Annotated in this window: 20 protein-coding genes; 10 read left to right on the top strand and 10 right to left on the bottom strand. The window is 60.7% G+C overall.

Going from position 1 to position 20,824, the window contains the following annotated elements:
- Positions 1-271 precede the first annotated feature (271 nt).
- Positions 272-985, top strand: a complete 714-nt coding sequence (locus ACA047_RS04235) for an autoinducer binding domain-containing protein (RefSeq protein WP_497356965.1) — start codon at positions 272-274, stop codon at positions 983-985.
- Between the two features lie 181 nt (positions 986-1,166).
- Positions 1,167-2,291, top strand: coding sequence for a methyltransferase (locus ACA047_RS04230; RefSeq protein WP_497356963.1), 1,125 nt, complete (start codon positions 1,167-1,169; stop codon positions 2,289-2,291).
- Between the two features lie 40 nt (positions 2,292-2,331).
- On the opposite strand, the gene ACA047_RS04225 is transcribed toward ACA047_RS04230, so the two are convergent.
- From ACA047_RS04225 to ACA047_RS04215, 3 genes are read right to left on the bottom strand one after another with little or no spacing between them, the layout of a single operon-like run.
- On the bottom strand, positions 2,332-2,496 hold the full coding sequence (locus ACA047_RS04225) for a DUF2474 domain-containing protein (RefSeq protein WP_497356961.1): 165 nt from the start codon (positions 2,494-2,496) through the stop codon (positions 2,332-2,334).
- A 22-nt stretch (positions 2,497-2,518) separates the two neighbouring features.
- Positions 2,519-3,526, bottom strand: a complete 1,008-nt coding sequence (gene cydB, locus ACA047_RS04220; RefSeq protein WP_497356959.1) for a cytochrome d ubiquinol oxidase subunit II — start codon at positions 3,524-3,526, stop codon at positions 2,519-2,521.
- 3 nt (positions 3,527-3,529) lie between these two features.
- The gene (locus tag ACA047_RS04215; protein ID WP_497356957.1) at positions 3,530-4,966 is read right to left on the bottom strand and encodes a cytochrome ubiquinol oxidase subunit I; all 1,437 of its coding nucleotides are present in this window, start codon (positions 4,964-4,966) and stop codon (positions 3,530-3,532) included.
- A 404-nt stretch (positions 4,967-5,370) separates the two neighbouring features.
- On the opposite strand from ACA047_RS04215, the gene ACA047_RS04210 reads away from it, so the two are divergent.
- Positions 5,371-6,609, top strand: coding sequence for an MFS transporter (locus ACA047_RS04210; RefSeq protein ID WP_497356955.1), 1,239 nt, complete (start codon positions 5,371-5,373; stop codon positions 6,607-6,609).
- On the opposite strand, the gene ACA047_RS04205 is transcribed toward ACA047_RS04210, so the two are convergent.
- Genes ACA047_RS04205 through ACA047_RS04195 form a run of 3 tightly spaced genes read right to left on the bottom strand, consistent with a single transcriptional unit; the run spans position 6,606 to position 10,338 of the window.
- Positions 6,606-8,807: a xanthine dehydrogenase family protein molybdopterin-binding subunit gene (locus tag ACA047_RS04205; RefSeq protein ID WP_497356953.1), complete on the bottom strand. Its 2,202-nt coding sequence runs from the start codon at positions 8,805-8,807 to the stop codon at positions 6,606-6,608. The two genes, ACA047_RS04210 and ACA047_RS04205, sit on opposite strands and share 4 nt — an antisense overlap.
- A complete protein-coding gene (locus ACA047_RS04200) occupies positions 8,807-9,808 on the bottom strand; it encodes an FAD binding domain-containing protein (protein WP_497356951.1) in 1,002 nt (333 codons plus the stop codon). Before ACA047_RS04200 ends, ACA047_RS04205 begins: the two co-directional genes overlap by 1 nt.
- Positions 9,805-10,338 carry a (2Fe-2S)-binding protein gene (locus ACA047_RS04195; protein WP_497356949.1) on the bottom strand — a complete coding sequence of 178 codons (534 nt, stop codon included), beginning with the start codon at positions 10,336-10,338 and terminating at the stop codon, positions 9,805-9,807. Before ACA047_RS04195 ends, ACA047_RS04200 begins: the two co-directional genes overlap by 4 nt.
- Before the next feature lie 191 nt (positions 10,339-10,529).
- On the opposite strand from ACA047_RS04195, the gene ACA047_RS04190 reads away from it, so the two are divergent.
- Entirely contained in the window at positions 10,530-10,808 is a 279-nt protein-coding gene (locus ACA047_RS04190) for a type II toxin-antitoxin system RelE/ParE family toxin (protein WP_497360218.1), read from the top strand.
- Positions 10,809-10,822: 14 nt separating this feature from the next.
- The gene (locus ACA047_RS04185; RefSeq protein ID WP_497356947.1) at positions 10,823-11,110 is read left to right on the top strand and encodes a HigA family addiction module antitoxin; all 288 of its coding nucleotides are present in this window, start codon (positions 10,823-10,825) and stop codon (positions 11,108-11,110) included.
- Between the two features lie 6 nt (positions 11,111-11,116).
- Here the strand turns inward: ACA047_RS04185 and ACA047_RS04180 are convergent, their stop codons facing one another.
- Together ACA047_RS04180 and ACA047_RS04175 are read right to left on the bottom strand one after the other, a co-directional pair.
- A complete protein-coding gene (locus ACA047_RS04180; RefSeq protein WP_497356945.1) occupies positions 11,117-11,683 on the bottom strand; it encodes a DJ-1 family glyoxalase III in 567 nt (188 codons plus the stop codon).
- Positions 11,684-11,795: 112 nt separating this feature from the next.
- Entirely contained in the window at positions 11,796-12,251 is a 456-nt protein-coding gene (locus ACA047_RS04175) for a DUF4879 domain-containing protein (RefSeq protein ID WP_497356943.1), read from the bottom strand.
- 204 nt (positions 12,252-12,455) lie between these two features.
- Here ACA047_RS04175 and ACA047_RS04170 point away from each other — a divergent pair, with 204 nt between their 5' ends.
- From ACA047_RS04170 to ACA047_RS04155, 4 genes are all read left to right on the top strand, one after another.
- Positions 12,456-13,751, top strand: coding sequence for an NCS2 family permease (locus tag ACA047_RS04170; protein WP_497356941.1), 1,296 nt, complete (start codon positions 12,456-12,458; stop codon positions 13,749-13,751).
- On the top strand, positions 13,748-14,827 hold the full coding sequence (trmA, locus tag ACA047_RS04165; RefSeq protein ID WP_497356939.1) for a tRNA (uridine(54)-C5)-methyltransferase TrmA: 1,080 nt from the start codon (positions 13,748-13,750) through the stop codon (positions 14,825-14,827). The genes ACA047_RS04170 and trmA overlap by 4 nt, the downstream gene beginning before the upstream one ends.
- Before the next feature lie 308 nt (positions 14,828-15,135).
- Positions 15,136-15,576, top strand: coding sequence for a type II 3-dehydroquinate dehydratase (gene aroQ, locus ACA047_RS04160; RefSeq protein ID WP_497356937.1), 441 nt, complete (start codon positions 15,136-15,138; stop codon positions 15,574-15,576).
- 5 nt (positions 15,577-15,581) lie between these two features.
- On the top strand, positions 15,582-16,433 hold the full coding sequence (locus ACA047_RS04155) for a shikimate dehydrogenase (protein WP_497356935.1): 852 nt from the start codon (positions 15,582-15,584) through the stop codon (positions 16,431-16,433).
- 58 nt (positions 16,434-16,491) lie between these two features.
- Here the strand turns inward: ACA047_RS04155 and ACA047_RS04150 are convergent, their stop codons facing one another.
- Both ACA047_RS04150 and quiC read right to left on the bottom strand, forming a co-directional pair.
- Positions 16,492-17,169 (bottom strand): TetR/AcrR family transcriptional regulator, encoded by a 678-nt coding sequence (locus ACA047_RS04150; protein WP_497356933.1) that lies wholly within the window; start codon positions 17,167-17,169, stop codon positions 16,492-16,494.
- A gap of 101 nt (positions 17,170-17,270) precedes the next feature.
- Entirely contained in the window at positions 17,271-19,172 is a 1,902-nt protein-coding gene (gene quiC, locus ACA047_RS04145) for a 3-dehydroshikimate dehydratase QuiC (RefSeq protein ID WP_497356931.1), read from the bottom strand.
- 269 nt (positions 19,173-19,441) lie between these two features.
- Here quiC and ACA047_RS04140 point away from each other — a divergent pair, with 269 nt between their 5' ends.
- Entirely contained in the window at positions 19,442-20,779 is a 1,338-nt protein-coding gene (locus ACA047_RS04140) for an MFS transporter (RefSeq protein ID WP_497356929.1), read from the top strand.
- The last annotated feature ends 45 nt before the right edge of the window (positions 20,780-20,824 follow it).

Here is a 20,824-nt window from a genome sequence, read left to right as displayed (position 1 = left end):
AAGGATCACAGTGTCCCGCAAAGTGAGCACCTTAACCACTGACAGTGAGTGGTGGCATTGAGTCATAAGTGCTCCCCAGCACTTTTAATCCTCTACTTAAGTTGTACAAATACACATCAGCTGTAAAAACAATTAGCTAAACAATGCGTTTCCTTCAATAAAGACTCTGTAAGCAAAAGCAAAAAATCTAAGTATAAAGTAGGAATAGTCCTACACTGGATTTTGCATCATGGATTAGATCCACACAGATGAGTCAACCCAGGAGAGAGCGATGGACAAGTGGAAGGACTTACAGCTTAGGAAATTATCCTGCGAGAAAGACTTGCAGACGGCCTATCGTCTGGTCCTCAATTTCTTTAATAATCAGGGCTTTGAATTCTGCGCATTTGCTGCCTATTCCGGGAGCCCCGATAAGTACACCAGCAAAGTGAACCTGAATAATTACCCTTATGGATGGGACAGGTTATATGAACAAAACGGATACGCCACGAAAGACCCAGTGATAGCACACTGCAATCAATCCCCCCTACCCATTCTGTGGAATGAAAACGTTTTTGCCCAAGTACCCACGTTATGGCGCGAACTTAATCGACAGGGACTCAAACACGGTTGGACCCAAGCCGTTCATGACGAACAGGGTGCACATTGCAGCCTGTTCAGCCTCGCTCGGACTCATTGCCCCATTGATATCGAGGAGCATTATGGAAATCTCGGCTACGCCATCTTCGCCAGTCAACGATTGCATGCACTGGCGAGCAAGAAATTGTCTGACGCCGTCGCAATCACGCAGAAATGTCATTTGTCACCGAGAGAGATCGAAGTATTGAGATGGTCTGCCGAAGGGAAGACCGCGTCGGAAGTGGGCCGAATTCTTTGTCTTTCCGAACGCACCGTGAATTTTCATGTCTGCAGTTGCATGCGAAAACTGAACGTCAGCAACAAAATTTCAGCAGTGGCCAAGGCGGCCCACATCCACGTGATCTGAACAGCTGAGCGGCATCGCTGGTGCTGAAAAACCCGCGAGTAATGTGCACCAAAAAAACGTACCATTTACGGCTCCACTTGAATGATGCCACTTCTTACACGCGGCGCAGTTCATTCAGGCGGTCCCGCTGAGACACCTGCCTCGGGCAGCGGGACATTCGTTGATTTCCAGAGTCCCAGCCATGCCCTTGCTCGACAGCCCCTTCGCCCAACTCGACCTGATCCGCCAACCCGAACAACAGAACGAACCGCTGCAAGCCTTCGACGCGGCCGATGAATACCTGCTCGCGTATCTGGCCGAACAACAACCGGCCGCGGCGACTCGGGTTCTGGTGCTCAATGACGGTTTCGGCGCCCTCGCGGCCAGCCTGGCCGGCAAGGTTGAGGTCATCAGCAGCAGCGACTCGTTCCTGGCCTTGCAAGCGCTGGAGAAAAACCTGGTGCGCAACGGCCAGCCCTTCGATGCAGTGCCGACGTTGCCGGCCAGCGAACCGTTGACCGGGCCCTTCGACCGCGTGCTGATCAAAGTGCCGAAAACCCTGGCTCTGCTGGAAGAACAACTGATTCGCCTGCAAGGCCAACTGGCCCCTGGGGCCCAGGTGATTGCCGGTGCGATGGTCAAGCATCTGCCCCGGGCTGCCGGTGACTTGCTGGAGCGCTACATCGGCCCGGTGCAGGCCTGCCTGGCGGTGAAAAAGGCTCGTCTGCTGATCGCTACACCCGACACCAAAATCCCTGCCGTATCGCCCTACCCCACCCGATACTGGCTGGACGAGCCGAAGATCGAACTGCTCAACCACGCCAATGTGTTCTGCCGCGAAGGCCTGGACATCGGCACCCGAGCATTCCTGCCGCATCTGCCAAAAAACCTCGGTACGGCCAACGTCGCGGACCTGGGATGCGGCAACGGCGTGCTGGCAATCGCCAGTGCCCTGCAGAACCCTGAAGCCCACTACACCCTGGTGGACGAGTCGTACATGGCCGTGCAATCGGCGGCCGAGAACTGGCGAGCCGCCCTGGGCGAGCGCGAGGTGACCCTACGGGCGGATGACGGCCTGGCCGGGCAAGAGGCGCAATCACTGGATGTGGTGTTGTGCAACCCGCCTTTCCACCAGCAGCAAGTGGTGGGCGACTTCCTCGCCTGGCGCATGTTTCAGCAGGCTCGTGAAGCCCTGGTCGTCGGCGGCGCGCTGTACATCGTCGGCAACCGGCACCTGGGTTACCACAGCAAACTGGCGCGGCTGTTCCGGGGCGTCGAGCAAGTGGCCGCCACCCCGAAATTCGTGATCCTCAAAGCCCGCAAATAAATCGTCTTCTGTGGGAGCAAAGCTTGCCCCCACAGGGAAATCAGTGGGTGGTCAGGCCGGCGGCGTTCATGAACATCCGCATCAGGCTGGCGACGACAAATAGCGCCAGCACACTGCCGGCCCAGATCATTGCCAGCCAGCCGAGCCGCTGCCAGAGCGGTTTCCTGTCGGCGGCTTCGATGTCTTTCAAATCAGGTTTGGCCATCCTCAACGCCCTCGCAGGTCGATCAATGGTAACCGTCGTCGTGGGTCACCTTGCCGCGGAACACGTAGTAGCTCCAGAAGGTGTACACCAGGATCAACGGGATGATGAACAACGTGCCGACCAGCATGAAGCCCTGACTTTGAGGCGGTGAAGCGGCGTCCCAAATCGAAATGGACGGCGGCACGATGTTCGGCCACAGGCTGATGCCCAGCCCGCTGTAACCGAGGAAGATCAACACCAGGGTCAGGATGAACGGCGTGTAGTTGGCGTTGCGGGCGACCGCGCGAAACAACCCGTACATGGTCACCAGCACCAGGATGGGGACCGGCAGGAACCAGAACAGGTTCGGCAGGGTAAACCAGCGGGCCGCAATATCAGTGTGGGCCAACGGTGTCCAGATACTGACGATACCGATCACCGCCAGCACCACGAACGCCAGTGGCCTGGCCAGGTCATGCATCTGTTCCTGCAACTTGCCTTCGGTTTTCATGATCAGCCAGGTGCAACCGAGCAAGGCATAGGCGGCAATTAACGCCAGGCCACAGAACATCGTGAACGGCGTGAACCAGTCCAGGGAGCCGCCGGCGAACTGGCGATTGACCACCGGGAATCCGTCAATGAACGCGCCCAACGCCACACCCTGGAAAAAGGTCGCCGTCAGCGAACCGCCGATGAACGCCTTGTCCCAGAGGTGCCGCTTCTCAGCCTTGGCCTTGAAGCGGAACTCGAAGGCCACACCTCGGAAGATCAGGCCGATGAGCATCAGGATCAACGGCAGATACAGCGCCGAAAGCACCACCGAATAGGCCAGTGGAAAAGCCCCGAACAGACCAGCACCGCCCAACACCAGCCAGGTTTCGTTACCGTCCCAGACCGGCGCCACAGTGTTCATCATCACATCGCGGTCGCGCTCGCCCTTGACGAAGGGAAAGAGAATGCCGATCCCCAGGTCGAAGCCGTCCATGACCACGTACATCATGATGCCGAAGATGATGATCACGGCCCATATCAGCGGAAGATCAATACCCATGACTCAATTCCCCTTGTTCGAGCGGTCGGTTTGGTCCAGGCCTTCGCCGTCATCGGCGGCGGACAATGGACGGGCCGGGGTGCGTTTCTGGCCGGGGCCGCCATCGCTCGGCTCGGCTTCGTGGGCCTCCGGCCCCTTGCGCACCAGGCGCATCATGTAGCTCAGGCCTGCACCGAACAGCGCGAAATACACCACGACGAACAACACCAGGGTGATGCTCATCTGCGCGAAGCTGTGGCCCGACGAAGCATCGGCCGTACGCATCAAGCCGTAGACCACCCAGGGCTGACGACCGATTTCAGTGGTGAACCAGCCCGCCAGGATCGCGATCAACCCGGACGGGCCCATCCACAGCACCATGTAGAGGAACGGGCGAGATTGGTAGAGCCGGTCGTTGCGGCGCAGCCACAGGCTGCACAGGCCAGTGAAAATCATCAGCAGACCCAGGCCCACCATGACCCTGAACGACCAGAACACGATGGTCGAATTCGGTCGGTCCTCAGGCGGGAATTCCTTGAGGGCCGGGACTTGTTTGTCCAGGCTATGGGTCAGGATCAGGCTTCCCAGGTAGGGGATTTCCACGGCGAACCGGGTCTTCTCGGCCTGCATGTCCGGCCACCCGAACAGGATCAGCGGGGTCGGCTCATTGCCGACGTTCTCCCAATGGCCCTCAATAGCGGCGATCTTCGCCGGTTGATGCTTGAGGGTGTTGAGGCCATGGAAGTCGCCGATGACTGCCTGTATCGGCGCCACCAGCAAGGCCATCCACATCGCCATCGACAGCATTCGGCGGATGGCCGGGGTATCGCGACCGCGCAGCAAATGCCAGGCCGCCGAGGAGCCAACGAAGAACGCCGTGGCGACAAACGCCGCGGTGGACATGTGCAGCAAGCGATAAGGGAACGAGGGGTTGAACACCACCGCCAGCCAATCCACGGGTATCACTCGGCCATCGATGATTTCGTAGCCCTGTGGGGTCTGCATCCAGCTGTTGGAGGACAGGATCCAGAAGGTCGAGATCAGCGTACCGATGGCCACCATGACCGTGGCAAAGAAGTGCAGGCCACGGCCGACGCGATTCCAGCCGAACAGCATCACACCGAGGAAACCCGCTTCGAGGAAGAACGCCGTGAGCACCTCATAGGTCAGGAGCGGCCCGGTCACCGCACCGGCGAAGTCCGAGAAACTGCTCCAGTTGGTGCCGAACTGATAGGCCATGACCAATCCGGACACCACGCCCATGCCGAAGTTGACGGCAAAGATCTTCGACCAGAAGTGGTACAGATCGCGGTAGGTGTCGTCGCGGGTCTTGAGCCACAGGCCTTCGAGTACCGCCAGGTAACTCGCCAGGCCAATGGTGATGGCCGGGAACAGGATGTGGAACGAGATGGTGAACGCGAATTGGATTCGGGCGAGATCGAGCGCCTCCAAACCGAACATAAGTTTTCCTCTGTCAGGTAACACCGGCTGCGGGTGGGGCTTGCATCACAATCCCCAGGAATATGGAGTGCAGTGCATTTCAATCGTTCTTTTTAAAACCGTCACGACGCAGGACTCTGGCCCGAAGGCCGCCAGCACAACGCCCCGAAGGGAATTGACCTGGATCAAACAATGATCAAAGAGTAGCCGCATTATTGCCGATGAACGGCGTGGTCTTTTGTCGCGTGACAGGTTGTCCCAGTACCGCAATCCTGCTCCCTCGCCACAGGTGCCCGGCGTATTCCCGGGCCAAACAGTTTCCCCCGGTGAAAATAGATGTTTGGCTAACTATTTTTACGCCCATCGCAACTTCCTGTTACAGCTCGGTGATAATCTCGATACCCTCGTCACCGGACCCGTTATAGATGCCCAGCCAAGCGCCGTTGCTGCTCCGCCACCATCGCCCCTTCATCGCCTTCTGGCTGGCCCGGATATTTACCGCCAGCGGCTTCCAGATGCTCACCGTGGCCATCGGCTGGAACCTCTACCAACTGACCGGCAATGTATTGGACCTGGGCCTCGTAGGGCTGGTGGAATTCGCCCCTCGCGTGCTGTTCATCCTGCACACCGGGCACGTGGCTGATCGCTATGACCGCCGCAAGGTCGCGGCTATCTGCCAGTCGTTGCAGGCGATGATTGCCCTGGCGCTGGCCATCGGCAGCGCCACCGACCATGTCACGCGCGAGATGATCTTCATCCTCGCCTTCCTGCTGGGCGCTGCCCGCTCTTTCGAAATGCCGGCCACCCAGGCGCTGCTGCCGAGCATCGTGCCAGCCGCGCTGTTTCCCCGTGCCGTGGCCGCCGCGCAGTCGGCCCAGCAATCAGCCACCATCGTCGCCCCGGCCCTCGGCGGCTTGCTCTACGCCTTGGGCAGCGTCTGGGTTTATGGCCCGACCGTGCTGCTCTACGTCATCGCCTGCGGCCTGATGCTCAACCTGCCCGCTCGGCAGGCGCCGCTAAACAAAGGCAAGGCGACGATGGATTCATTGCTGGCCGGGATTCGCTTCATTCGCAGCCGCCCGGACATTCTTGGGGCGATTTCCCTGGACCTGTTCGCGGTGTTGCTGGGTGGCGCGACGGCGCTGCTGCCAGTGTTCGCCAAGGACATTCTGCTGACCGGCCCCTGGGGACTAGGCCTGTTGCGTTCGGCGCCGGCGGTCGGGGCCTTGCTGATGTCGCTGTGGCTGGCGCGGTTTGCCGTGGAGCGCAAGGTGGGCCGGGTGATGTTCACCGCAGTGGGCGTGTTTGGCGTCGCCACCATTGCGTTCGGCCTCTCCACCTCGCTGTGGTTTTCTCTGGCGGTGCTGGTGGTGCTGGGCGCGGCGGACATGATCAGCATGGTGATCCGCGCCTCCTTCGTACAGCTGGAAACGCCGGATGAAATGCGCGGCCGGGTCAGCGCGGTGAACGGGTTGTTCATCGGCGCCTCAAACCAATTGGGCGAATTCGAATCCGGCCTGACCGCCCACTGGTTCGGCACGGTGCCGGCGGTGGTCATGGGCGGCGTCGGCACGCTGGTGGTGACCGGGGTCTGGATCAAACTGTTCCCGACCCTGGCCTACCGCGACCGAATGCATGAACCGGTGGCCGAAGCCAAAGCCTAAAGTAACTTGTCGAGGGTGATCGGGAAGTCCCGCACCCGTTTGCCGGTGGCATGGTAAATCGCATTGGCCACCGCCGCCGCCACACCGACGATGCCGATTTCGCCGACGCCCTTGGACCCGAGGGCATTGACTATCTGGTCGTGTTCATCGACAAAAACCACGTCAATGTCGCCGATGTCGGCATTGACCGGCACATGATACTCGGCCAGATTGTGGTTCATGTGGCGACCCAAGGCGTGGTCAGTCAGGGTCTCCTCGTGCAACGCCATGCCGATGCCCCAGACCACACCACCGAGGATCTGACTGCGAGCGGTTTTCGGGTTGATCACCCGCCCGGCAGCGATGGCGCTGACCACCCGATTGACCTTCACCGTACCCAGGTCCTCATCCACCAACACCTCGACGAACACCGCCGAGTGTGTGGCGGTGGCATAAGCCTGGCGCTTTTCGTCGGGCTCGGCGGTGACCTGAACCTGCAAGGGCGTCTCGCCGCTTTTTTGCGCCAGCTCTGCCAATGCCACACAGTCCGGCCCCAAACACAGCTGGCCGTCAGCGAAAGTCACTTGCTCCAGGGTGGCGCCGCTGAATGCCGGACAGGTCTGCCTCGCCACGGCCAGCAGTTTTCCCCTCAGGGCTTCACAAGCCTGTTGCACCGCGGTGCCCACCGACGAGACGGTGAACGAACCGCCCTGCAGCGGCGCAGTCGGCAGCGACGAGTCACCAAGGACAAAGGTGACATCTTCAAGCGAAACGCCTGACGCCTGGGCGGCGATCTGGGTCATGACCGTGTAGGTGCCGGTACCGATATCAGTGGTGGCGCTGCTGACGGTCAACTTGCCGTTGGCGTCGAGCGATGCTTGCGCGCTGGCCTTCTGCTGCATGGCCTCCCACACACCCCCTGCCATACCCCAGCCCACCAGTTGGCGGCCCTCGCGCATGCTGCGCGGTTCCGGATTGCGCTTGTCCCAGCCGAAACGGCGGGCACCCTGGGCGTAGCACTCGCGCAGCTCCTTGCTGGAATACGGCTTGCCTTCGTTCTCGTTACGCTCGGCGTAGTTAAGCAACCGCAGCTGGACTGGATCAATTGCCAGGGCACAGGCCAGCTCATCCATGGCGCATTCCAGGCCAATCAACCCCAGGGCGGCGCCGGGAGCGCGCATGTCCAGGGGCGTGTAGACGTCCAGCGGCACCAGTTTGTAGGTCAGCGCCACGTTGTCGCAGTGATAGAGCATGCCGCTCCACTCCACCACGTGCTCGGTGAAATCTTCGAAGCGCGAGGTCTGGCCGACGGCAGTGTGCGCCACGGCCAGCAACCGCCCGTTGGCCGCAGCCCCCAGTTGCACGCGCTGGAAGGTTCGCGGTCGATAGCCGAAGGTAAACATCTGCTGGCGCGTCAGACTGACCCGCACCGAACGTTTCAGGGCCAGCGCAGCCATCACCGCCAAGGGCAGTTGATATTGCGGCCGCAGCCCGGAACCGAAAGCGCCGCCGACAAACGCGGCAAACACGCGCACCTGTTCTTTCTCAAGCCCGAACACTTCTTGCACATAAGCCTGGCAGTTCTGCGTGCCCTGGGTTTTGTCGTGGATGTGCAGACGGCCGTCAGGTTGATACAGCACGGTGGAGGCATGAGGCTCCATCGGGTTGTGATGTTCGATCGGTGTGCTGTAGGACACATCCACACTGAGCGCCGCACTGGCGTACTCGCCCTGAAAATTCCCACGGGGCTTGGGCAATTCGGCCGGTGCCGGATGGGCTTCGTTTTGCAGGATGGTCAGATCGGTCTGATGGTCCTGGGCTTCGTATTCGATTTCAATGAGCGAACCGGCATAACGGGCCAGTTCGAGGTTTTCCGCCACCACCAGGGCCAGAGGCTGGCCGCTGTAACATACCTGGTCGTTGAACAGTGGCCGGAACGGCGAACCCTGCGCCGCGTCGGCGTCCTGATAAGGCTCGTCGTAGCTGGCAATCTTCGGGCGATTGGTGTGGTCGATCACCGCAACCACACCGGGCAGCGCCAAGGCTCGGGAAGCCTCGATGCGCAGCACGCGGCCACGGGCGATATGCCCGGACACGACGCTGCCATGCAGCAAGCCGTCTTCAGGGTATTCACCGGCATAACGGGCCTGGCCCGTCACCTTGAGCAGGCCATCGACCCGGTCCAGCGATTGCCCTATGGGTTTGCTCAGCGTATTCATCAGGCTTGTTTCCCCATCTGTGCAGCACCCAGAGCGGCATCGCTCAAGGCACGGACTATCGCCCGGCGCGCCAGCCTGACCTTGAAGCCGTTGTGTTCCAGCGGCTCGGCGTTTTGCAACAGCGCATCGGCGGCGGCCGTGAAGGTTTCGCGGCTGACGGTCTGGCCGATCAGCCAGCTCTCCACGGCCCGGTCGCGCCAGGGTTTGTGGGCCACGCCACCCAAGGCCAGGCGCGCCTGGCGGATCACCGGCCCGTCCAGCTCCAGCGCCGCCGCCACCGAGACCAACGCGAAGGCGTAGGAGGCCCGGTCACGAATCTTCAAATAGTGGTTATGTTCAGCGAACCCGGCGGCAGGCAACTCGATGGCGGTGATCAATTCATCATCGGCCAGTTGGTTATCCCGCTGCGGCGCATCGCCAGGCAGGCGATGGAAGTCGGCGAACTCGATGGTCCGCGCCCCACCTCGCCCCAGGACATGGACCACGGCTTCGAGGGCGGCCAGGGCCACGCACATATCAGAAGGATGGGTCGCGACACATTGATCGCTGGCGCCGAAAATCGCGTGGATCCGGTTCAAGCCGTTCCGCGCCGGGCAACCACTGCCGGGCTGGCGTTTGTTGCAGGGCACGTTGGCGTCATAGAAATAATAACAACGGGTGCGTTGCAGCAGATTGCCGCCGGTACTGGCCATGTTGCGCAGTTGCGGCGAAGCGCCCGCCAGGATCGCCTGGGAAAGCAGCGGATAGCGGCGCTCGATCCAGGGATGCCAGGCCAGGTCGGCATTGCTCACCAATGCACCGATCATCACGCCGCCAGAAGGGGTTTCGCTGAGGTCTGCCAGGGGCAATCCGGTGATGTCTATCAGGTGCGCGGGGCGGGTCAGGTTTTCTTTCATCAGGTCCAGCAGATTGGTGCCGCCGGCGATGAAGCGTGAGGCCGGGCTCGACAGCTCGACGGCCGCCTGCACGGTGACGGGCTTGGTGTATTGGAAGGGGTTCATTGAGCACCTCCCTGTTCCTGGCGCGGTTGGCAAAGTGGCAAGGCTTCTTCGATGGCATCACGAATGTTGTTGTAGGCGCCGCATCGGCAAAGGTTGCCGCTCATCATTTCGCTGATCTGCCCGCCGGTTTGCGCCCGGCCCTCGTTGGCCAGCCCCACCGCCGAACAGATCTGCCCCGGCGTGCAATAACCGCACTGGAACGCGTCGTGCTTGATGAACGCCTGTTGCATGGGATGCAATTGGTCATCGCCGGCCAGGCCTTCAATGGTGGTCAATTGCGCGCCGTCACACATCACCGCCAGGGTCAGGCAGGCGTTGATCCGCTTGCCGTCACGCAGCACGGTGCAGGCGCCACACTGGCCGTGGTCGCAGCCTTTTTTGCTGCCCACCAAATCCAGTTGCTCGCGCAACAGATCCAACAGCGTGGTCCAGGGCAACACCTGCAATTCACGCACCTGGCCATTGAGTGTCAAACGGATCGGATGACGGACGAAGGACACCTGCGTCGCCTCGGACAGGGTCGCGCTCATAAACACCTCACGGTTGGTCGTACACTCGCGGCGTTTTGGGAAACCGCTGTCATAAGGGGTACGACTTCGGGGTGGGGTGAGCGTTCAAGGCAATTGCGAAGCCGTGGTAACGCAAGAGGCACACATTTGTTCGGCATGTGCGGTAGATATGTACCGCATCGAGTGTAATGCATCGCCTTACACTTTATTCCATGATTAAATCCTTCCTACACAAAGGTCTTCGCATTTTTTATAACTCGGGCTCGACTCGTGGTATCCGGGCTGACCATGCGAAACGCCTGGCTCGCATGCTCCAATTCATGGACAGGGCGGCGGCCCCAAATGATCTGGATATCCCCGGATGGCGCCTTCATCCGCTCAAGGGTGAGCTGATTGAATATTGGTCGCTGAGCGTCTCGGGAAACTGGCGACTTATTTTTCGTCTTATCGGATCGGATATCGAACTGGTCGATTATCTGGACTACCACTGACAGGAGGCTGGAACATGCCCATGCACAATCCACCACACCCTGGCGAAACACTGCTAATGGATGTGTTGCCCGAACTGGGCATCACGGTCACCGAACTGGCGCGGCACCTCGGTTTCGCCCGACCTCACCTCTCTCGGGTGTTGCACGGTCATGCGCCTATCAGCCCCGATTTGGCCGTGCGCCTGGAACGCGCCGGAATCGGCAAGGCCAGGGTCTGGCTGGGAGTCCAGACAGACTATGACCTGTGGCAAGCCGAACAGCGCGAACAGCCTTTGATCAAACCCTTCCCACAGCACGCTTGATGCCTGTCAGGCCAACAACTCTGCCGCCACTACGCCCCTCACGCCCTTGCCACTGACTTGCTCTACCAGCGCCAACGCAAACGCCAGGGCGGCGGCCGAACCTTGGGCGGTGATGCAATTTCCGTCCACCACCACCGGCTGGTCCACGAAGCTGCAACCGGACAGTTGCTGGCTCACCGCGGGCAGGCAGGTCATGCGTCGCTGGCGCAGTACACCGAACGCCTGCAGCGCCAGGGCCGGGGCTTCGGCGATGGCGGCGAAGAAACGTCCAGCGGCGGCTTGGTCCTTGATCAATTGTTGCAGCGGCTGATGGGCCGCCAGGTGTTGGGCGCCGATGATGCCGCCGGGCAGGACGATCACGTCGAAATCCTGCACGAGCATGTCCACCAGCATGCCATCGGCGGTCAAGCGCGTGCCGCGGGCACAGGTCAGCATCCGCCGCCCCTCGATACTCGCCACCACCACTTCGACCTGAGCCCGGCGCAGTACATCGATCAGGGTGACCGTCTGCAGGTCGTCGACACCTTCGGCGACGGCAATCAGGGCTCGGGGGATCTTGGTTCCAGGAATCATGGGCGCTCTCCGCTGGGTGGTTTGCGTAGTGTAGGAGCTGCCGAAGGCTGCGATCTTTGGATCTTTGGATCTTTCGCTTGAGACTCAAGTGTCAGGGGTAAAGATCGGTGGGCTATTTGATGTACAGCTGGGTCGACATCCGATTGCCCGGTGCGTTGATCGACGTGTTGCTGAAGGTGAAGGTGCCTTCCTGCTTGCCCTTGAGATTGAAGATGTACAAGTAGCCGACGATTTTGGTTCTGGCGGAACAATCGTTGAGGTTGCCATTATTGAACGCACACACCGGCGAGCGGGTGCCGCCGATTTCGAAGCCGTCCAGCGTGACGTGGGGCTGACGGCCATAACCGACCTCCAGCACGTAGACCTTGATATTCGGGCCGCTGTGATCGCAACGGGTCTGCTTTTGCCCTTGGGCAATGTCTTCGAAGCCACAGGCCGGCGATTCGACCTTGAGCACCTTGACCTCGCTCAGGGGCGGCGCCGACGCAGCATTGACGGCCTGCCCGGGCAACCACAGGCCCAGCGCGCACCCCACTGCGGCCGCCAATTTTTTATTCATGCGATACATATATACCTCCCGGAACCGCGCGCAGTATGGCCCACTTGGCGCGTTGGCAAAACATCGACGACGATCGCAGCCACAGCGCCACGCTGCTGGTATGATGCGCGGCTTTTTCCGACCCACAGAAAATTCCCGGGCGCCCCTGGCGGTCTGTGCTTTGCTGTTGAGGTCAATACATTCACGGCGCCGGACGCGCCACGGGGAGCAGACATGCTGGAAAGGCTGTTTCAACTCAAGGCACACAACACCAACGTGCGAACCGAGATTCTGGCGGGCGTCACGACCTTCCTGGCCATGGCCTACATTCTGTTCGTCAACCCGAGCATCCTCGGCGAAACCGGAATGGACAAGGGCGCGGTGTTCGTCGCCACCTGCCTGGCGGCGGCCATCGGCTCCACGGTCATGGGCCTGATCGCCAACTACCCGATCGCCCTCGCGCCGGGCATGGGCCTGAACGCCTTCTTTACCTACACCGTGGTCCTGCACATGGGCCACACCTGGCAAGTGGCGCTGGGCGCGGTGTTCATTTCCGCCGTGCTGTTCTTCCTACTGTCGATCTTTCGCATCCGCGAGTGGATCATCAACAGCATCCCGCTGCCCCTGCGCTCAGCCATTGCCGCCGGTATCGGCCTGTTCCTGGCGCTGATCGCCCTGAGCAACGCCGGCATCGTGGTGAAGAACCCGGCCACCATGGTCGGCCTCGGCGACTTGAAGCAACCGGCTCCGATCCTCGCGACCCTCGGCTTTGTCCTGATCGTTGCCCTCGAAGCACTGAAAGTGCGCGGGGCGGTCCTGATCGGCATCCTGGCGGTCACCATCGTCTCGATCCTGATGGGCTTCACCCCGTTCGGCGGCGTCATCTCCGCGCCACCGTCCCTGGCCCCGACATTCCTGCAACTGGACATCAAGGGCGCCCTGGACATCGGCCTGGTCAGCGTGATCTTCGCCTTCCTCTTCGTCGACCTGTTCGACAACTCCGGCACCCTGATCGGCGTCGCCAAGCGCGCCGGGTTGATGGGCAAGGACGGCCACATGCCGAAGATGGGCCGCGCACTGATCGCCGACAGCACCGCCGCCATGGCCGGTTCGCTGCTGGGCACCTCCACCACCACCAGCTACATCGAATCGGCGGCGGGCGTCAGCGCTGGCGGCCGCACCGGCCTGACCGCCATCGTGGTGGCGATTCTGTTCCTGCTGGCGCTGTTCTTCTCGCCGCTGGCCGCCAGTGTCCCGCCCTTCGCCACTGCGCCGGCCTTGCTGTTCGTGGCCGTACTGATGACCTCGGGCCTGGCGGAGATCGACTGGGACGACATCACCGTCGCCGCCCCAGTGGTGATTACCGCCCTGGCGATGCCGTTCACTTATTCCATCGCCAACGGCATCGCTTTCGGCTTCATTGCCTGGACCGCCATCAAACTGGTGTCCGGGCGCGGCCGTGAGCTGAACCCGGCGCTGGTCATCCTGTCGATTCTGTTCGTGATCAAGTTGGGTTGGTTCAACGCATGACTTTTGATGCCCAGGCCTACGCCGCTCAGCTCCAGGACAAGGTCACCCGCTTGCGTGACCTGCTCGCGCCATTCGATGCACCGGAGCCTGCGGTGTTCGACTCACCGCTGAAAAACTTCCGCCTGCGGGCCGAGTTCCGCCTGTGGCGCGAAGCCGGCGAACGGCATTACGCGATGTTCTCCCAGGACGATAAGCGTACCCCGATCCTCATCGAGGAATTTCCCATCGCCAGCCTGCGCATCAACCAGTTGATGCCGCAACTCAAGGCGGCATGGCAGGCCAGTGCGCTCCTGAGCCACAAGCTGTTCCAGGTGGAGTTCCTGACCACCCTGGCCGGCGATGCGATGATCACCCTGTGTTATCACCGCCCACTGGACGAGCACTGGCACGCAGCGGCCTCGAAACTGGCGAGCGACCTGGGCGTCAGCATCATTGGTCGCTCCAAGGGCAAACGGGAAGTGATCGGCCATGATTACGTGGTGGAAAAACTCGACGTGGGCGGCCGTACCTTCAGCTATCGCCAGCCTGAAGGCGCGTTCACCCAGCCCAACGGCACGGTAAACCAGAAGATGCTCAACTGGGCTTATGAAGCCTTGGGGGATCGCAGCGACGATCTGCTGGAGTTGTACTGCGGCAACGGCAACTTCACCCTGCCCCTGGCAACCCGTGTGCGTAAGGTGTTGGCGACCGAAATCAGCAAGACTTCGGTGAACGCCGCGCTGAGCAACCTCAGCGAAAACGCCGTGGATAACGTAACGCTGGTGCGCTTGTCGGCCGAAGAACTGACCGAAGCCCTGAACGAAGTCCGCCCGTTCCGGCGCTTGCACGGCATCGACCTGAAAAGCTACGAATTCGGCAGCGTCTTCGTCGATCCGCCCCGCGCGGGCATGGACCCGGACACCTGCGAACTGACCCGGCGATTCGAGAACATCCTCTACATCTCGTGCAACCCCGAAACCCTCGCCGCCAACATCGCGCAACTGCACGACACTCACCGCGTCACTCGCTGCGCGTTGTTCGATCAATTCCCCTGGACCCATCACATGGAATCCGGGGTGTTGCTGACTCGGCGTTAAGCATTGCACCAGCCCCTGTGGTCAGGGGTTCATTTGTGGCGAGGGGATTTATCCCCGCTGGGCTGCGAAGCAGCCCTTGAGCCTTCTGTCTTGTCTGGCATTTTGCGAGCGCTGCGCACTCGATCGGGGATAAATCCCCTCGCCACAGTTTCCATCCCCAATTATCGAGCCTGAAGGCCGTGTTCGATCATCGAACACTTATTGGCCGATGACGGCGGCTTTATTTGACCAAATTAACCATTTAGTACAATTTATCTCCACCGGCTGAAACCCGCCGACACCAACAATAAAAATGTGGAGAAACTGCGATGCCACCGATCGTTCTGGTGCTCAACGGCCCGAATCTGAACCTGCTCGGCACCCGCGAGCCGGCGACCTACGGCCACGAAACCCTGGCTGATATCTCGGCACTCTGTGGCCGCGCTGCGGAAGAATTCGGCCTGGCGGTGGAGTTTCGCCAGACCAACCAGGAAGGTGAACTGCTGGACTGGATTCACGGCGCCCGTGGCCGGTGTGCCGGTATCGTCATCAACCCGGCGGCCTGGACCCACACATCGGTGGCAATCCGCGACGCCCTAGTGGCCAGTGAAATCCCGGTGATCGAAGTTCACCTGTCCAACGTCCACGCCCGCGAAACGTTCCGCCATCACTCCTTCGTCTCATCCGTCGCCATCGGCGTGATGTGCGGGTTTGGCAGCCATGGTTATCGCCTGGCCCTTGAACATTTCAGTCAGCGGTTGAAGGGTTGATGAGCATGTCGAATATCACTGTGCTCGCCGGCCTGATCGGCGCGGGCATCCAGGCGTCTCGTACGCCTGCCCTTCATGAGCATGAAGGCGATGCCCAGGGCATGCGTTACCTCTATCGGCTGATCGACCTCGATGCATTGAAACTCGACAGCGGTGCCTTGCCCGATTTGCTGGTGGCCGCCGAGCGCATGAACTTCACCGGCCTGAACATCACCTTTCCCTGCAAGCAGGCGATCATCGCGCTGCTGGATGAGTTATCACCCGAGGCCCGAGGCATCGGCGCAGTGAATACCGTGGTGTTGAAGGATGGCAAGCGCATCGGCCACAACACCGATTGCCTGGGGTTTGCCGAAGGTTTTCGCCGCGGCCTGGGTGATGTTTCGCGCCGGCACGTGGTCCAGATGGGTGCCGGTGGCGCTGGCGCGGCCGTTGCCCACGCGCTATTGGCAGAAGGCGTAGAGACGCTGAGCATTTTTGATGTCGAGGTGAGCCGTGCCCAGGCGCTGGCCAACAACTTGAATCAACACTTCGGCGCTGGCCGCGCCCGGGCCGGGCATGATTTGCCCACCGCCATGGCCGAAGCGGACGGCCTAGTGAACACCACCCCCATGGGCATGGCGAAACTGCCGGGCATGCCGGTACCGGTCGAACTGTTGCGCGGCCAATTGTGGGTCGCGGAAATCGTGTACTTCCCACTGGAAACCGAACTGCTGCGCAACGCCCGCGCCTTGGGTTGCCGCACGCTGGATGGCGGCAATATGGCGGTGTTCCAGGCGGTGAAGGCGTTCGAACTGTTCAGTGGCGTCGTGCCGGATGCGCAGCGGATGCTGGAGCATTTCCAGAGCATGAATCACTGAAAGCCCGGTGATAATCCCTTGTGGGAGCGAGCCTGCTCGCTCCCACATAGATTCAGAGTCAGGCCTGTAGATAGCGCAACACCGAGTCGCAAACCATCTGCCGATGCCGCTGCTTGATCGCCTCATCCGACAGGTCGATCTGGAAAATCTCACCGAACGTCTGGCGGTTGGACACCCGGTAAAAACAGAACGAGCTGATCAGCAAATGCACATCCAGCGGCTCAAGGCCGGCGCGAAACACGCCCTCTTCGGCGCCCCGACGCAAGATCACGCCCAGGGAATCAAGGATGGTATTGGTCATCGCCTTGATCGTGCCTGAATGCTTGACGTATTCGGCGTTGTGGATGTTCTCGATGCAGACGATGCGCACGAAATCCACGTTGCGGTCATGGTGGTCGAAGGTGAACTCCACCAGGCGCCGAATAGCATCGACCGGGGCCAGCTCCGCCAGGTGCAAGCGGCTCTCGGTGTTGCGGATATCACCGTAGAGCTTTTCCAGCACCTCGACGTATAACTGCTCCTTGCTGCCGAAGTAGTAATAGATCATGCGCTTGGAGGTGTGGATGCGTTCGGCGATGGCGTCGACCCGGGCCCCGGACAGGCCCTGCTGGACGAACTCGACGATGGCTTCCTGAAGAATGTTTTCCCGGGTTTTCTCCGGGTTGTTCTTGCGACTCTTGCGCGGCGGGACGACAGGTTCGTCGAGGACTGCGCAAAGCTCTGAATTTATAGTCATTGTGGGCTCACGACCATCACTGCACAGCTGGCGATTATGGGCCGGACCGTGCAGTGAAGGAAGTCACGGCGTTGCCCTTTACGGCTGCATTTACGATTTCCCTACAACTTGGCATGCCGCAAGCCACCACTACGAGACTTGGCCATGGCCGCCAGCCGTACCGCGACGTTGGCCGCGCCGTAACCGGCATAACCGTTCTTGCGTTGAATGATCTCAAAGAAAAACCGCCCTTCGAACGGCTCTGTATAGACGTGAAACAACTCGCCGCCCTGGGCATCACGGTCGTACAACACGTTGAAATACGCCAGTTCGCTGAGAAACTCCTCGTCGAAATCGAAGCGCGCCGCCAAGTCGTCGTAATAATTGAGCGGAATGTCCAGCAACGGCACGCCGGCCTCTTTGGCGCGGCTGACCTGGGCGAAGATGTCATCGCAGTCGAAGGCGATGTGATGCACGCCGGAGCCGCGATAACTCGACAGCGCGTGTGAGATCGCGGTGTTGCGGTTCTCGGAAATGTTCAGCGGTAGCCGGATCGAACTGCAGCGACTACGCAGGGCGCGGCTTTTTACCAGACCGTACGGGTCGGGCAACACCACTTCATCGTCGGCTTCGAAATCCAGCAGGCTCTTGTAGAACAGCACCCAACTGTCGAGGCTGTCGGCCGGCAGCGCCATCGCCATGTGGTCGATACGCTTGAGGCCAGCCCCGATGACAGCACCGGGCTGCAGGTTGAAGTCGGTGCCATAAACGTCAGCCTCCTGGTCCACCAGGTAGATCAGGCTGCCGTCCGGCGCTCGCACCGCCGCCAGCTCCAATTCGTTGGGCCCCACCAACCCGCGATAGGGTTGGCCCTTGTAGGCCACGGCCCGTTCCAGGGCGCTGGCGCTGTTTTTGACCCGCACGGCGGTGGCGCACAGCGACGGTCCGTGGGCTTCGAAAAAGCTGTGGGCGAAGGAATACGGCTCGCCGTTGAGGATCAGGTTGATATCGCCCTGGCGCAGCAGGCTCACGTTCTTGGAGCGATGCTGACCCGCCTTGACGAACCCCAGCCGTTCCAGCCAGTGGGACAGCTTGGCACCGAGGTTATCGTCGACGGCGAACTCCAGAAACTCAATGCCGTTGTATTCGCTGGCCGGCGGTGTGGCGAACAGGATATCGGCGTTGCTGGTAGGCGCAGCTTCTTCGGCCAGGCGTTGACGGGTTTTTTCTTCCAGGTACAGCAGCGAACGCAAACCGTCGGCGGCGTTGGCCCTTGGCGGTGCGGCGCGGAAACCGTCGTTGAAGATCTCCAGCGACAGCGGCCCGGTGTAGCCGCTCTTGATGATCGGCGCCAGGAAGCCCGGCAAATCGAACTCGCCCTGGCCGGGGAAGCACCGGAAATGCCGGCTCCACTCCAGGACATCCATCGCCAGGATCGGCGCGTCTGCCATTTGCACGAAAAAGATCTTGTCGCCGGGGATCTCGGCGATGGCACTCGGGTCGCCCTTGAGGGACAAGGTGTGGAAGCTGTCGAGCAACACACCCAGGCTTGGATGATCGGCTTGGCGCACGATGTTCCAGACCTGTTGATAAGTATTCACGTGCCGGCCCCAGGCGAGCGCCTCGTAGCCGATGCGCAGGCCGCGCGAACCAGCACGTTCAGCCAGCAACCGCAGGTCATCGATCAAAATCCGTTCATCGCCGACGCTGTCGGCCGAGGCGTTGCTGCACACCAGCACCAGGTCGGTGCCCAGTTCCTGCATCAGATCGAACTTGCGCTCGGCCCGCTCCAGGTTGCGCGCCAGACGATCGCGACGGCAGCCTTCGAAGTCACGAAACGGCTGGAACAACGTAATGGCAATACCCAGGTCGGCGCACATCTGCCTGATTTCCCGAGGGCTGCCGTCGTAGTAGAGAAGGTCGTTCTCGAAAATCTCTACCCCGTCAAAACCGGCGGCGGCAATGGCTTCGAGTTTTTCCGGCAGGGTACCGCTCAAGGATACGGTGGCAATGGAACGCTGCATGACTTCGGCTCCCGGGACAGGCATCGGCTACAGAAGGTGCGCCGCTTTTGAAGGAATGAGTCGATTATTGAGCTGCCGGTTTCTTTCAGCAATTAATATGTACCATCCAGTTAGTTTTATGGGCGATTATCGAACAAAATGCCTTTTGCCGAATTGACGATTTTTTGTCCGCTGCGCACCATCGGCACCACATTGACGCGGGCCCTGGCCGCTGGCATCAATGGACAGACCCAGACCAATCATAAGAATTTCAAAAACGGGTATACGCTATGATTCCTTCCCAAAGTTCCCGCATGGCTCCAAGCCTGAGTACCACGACCGGTGGTATCGGCGACAAGATCCATGGCGCCCTGGCCGTGGGCAAAACCCGTTGGGGCATGCTCGCCCTGGTGTTTTTCGCCACCACCCTGAACTACATCGACCGCGCCGCCCTGGGCGTGATGCAGCCTATTCTCGCCAAGGAAATGAGCTGGACGGCGATGGATTACGCCAACATCAACTTCTGGTTCCAGGTGGGCTACGCCGTCGGCTTCGTGCTGCAAGGTCGGCTGATTGACCGGATCGGCGTCAAGCGCGTGTTCTTCTGCGCCGTGCTGCTCTGGAGCCTGGCGACCGGCGCCCATGGCCTGGCCACATCGGCGGTGGGCTTTATGGTCTGCCGCCTCATCCTGGGCCTGACCGAAGCGGCCAACTACCCGGCCTGCGTGAAGACCACGCGGCTGTGGTTCCCGGCCGGTGAACGGGCCGTGGCTACCGGTATTTTCAACGCCGGGACCAACGTCGGCGCGATGTTCACCCCGATGTTGCTGCCGCTGGTCCTGCACGTCTGGGGCTGGCAGGCTGCGTTCCTGTGCATGGCCGCGCTGGGCGGGATCTGGCTGCTGTTCTGGGGCCTGAAATACTTCAACCCGGAAGATCACCCCACCGTCAAACAGTCGGAACTGAATTACATCCAGGCCCAAGACGAACCGGACCAGTCCCGCGTGCCCTTCTCCCGAATCCTGCGCATGCGTGGCACCTGGGCGTTTGCCCTGGCCTACGCGATCACAGCACCCGTGTTCTGGTTCTACCTCTACTGGCTGCCGCCGTTCCTGAACCAGCAATACAACCTGGGCATCAACGTGACCCAGATGGGCATCCCGCTGATCATCATCTACCTCACCGCCGACTTCGGCAGCGTGGGCGGCGGGATCCTGTCTTCGTTCCTGATCGGTCGCGGTCTTAATCCGATCAAGGCACGACTGGTCTCCATGCTGCTGTTCGCCTGCTGCATCATTGGCGTGATCATGGCCGCTGGCACCAGCAGCCTTTGGGTGGCGGTGTTTGCCATCTCCCTGGCCATCGGTGCACACCAGGCCTGGACCGCCAACATCTGGAGCCTGGTGATGGACTACACGCCCAAACACATGATGAGTACGGTGTTCGGTTTCGGCGGCATGTGCGCGGCCATCGGCGGGATGTTCATGACCCAGTTGGTGGGCCACATCCTCACGGTGACCAATAACAACTACACCGTGCTGTTCACCCTGATCCCGGCGATGTACTTCATTGCCCTGACCTGGTTGTACTTCATGGCGCCGCGCAAGATCCCAACCCTGGAAAACTGATCCATCCCCCGCTGTGGGAGCAAGCCTTGCTCCCACAATTAACCT

The organism is Pseudomonas sp. LBUM1664, assembly GCF_059695895.1.
The sequence above is the reverse complement of the archived record's forward strand: the minus strand, read 5'-3'. Positions and strand labels throughout refer to the sequence as shown.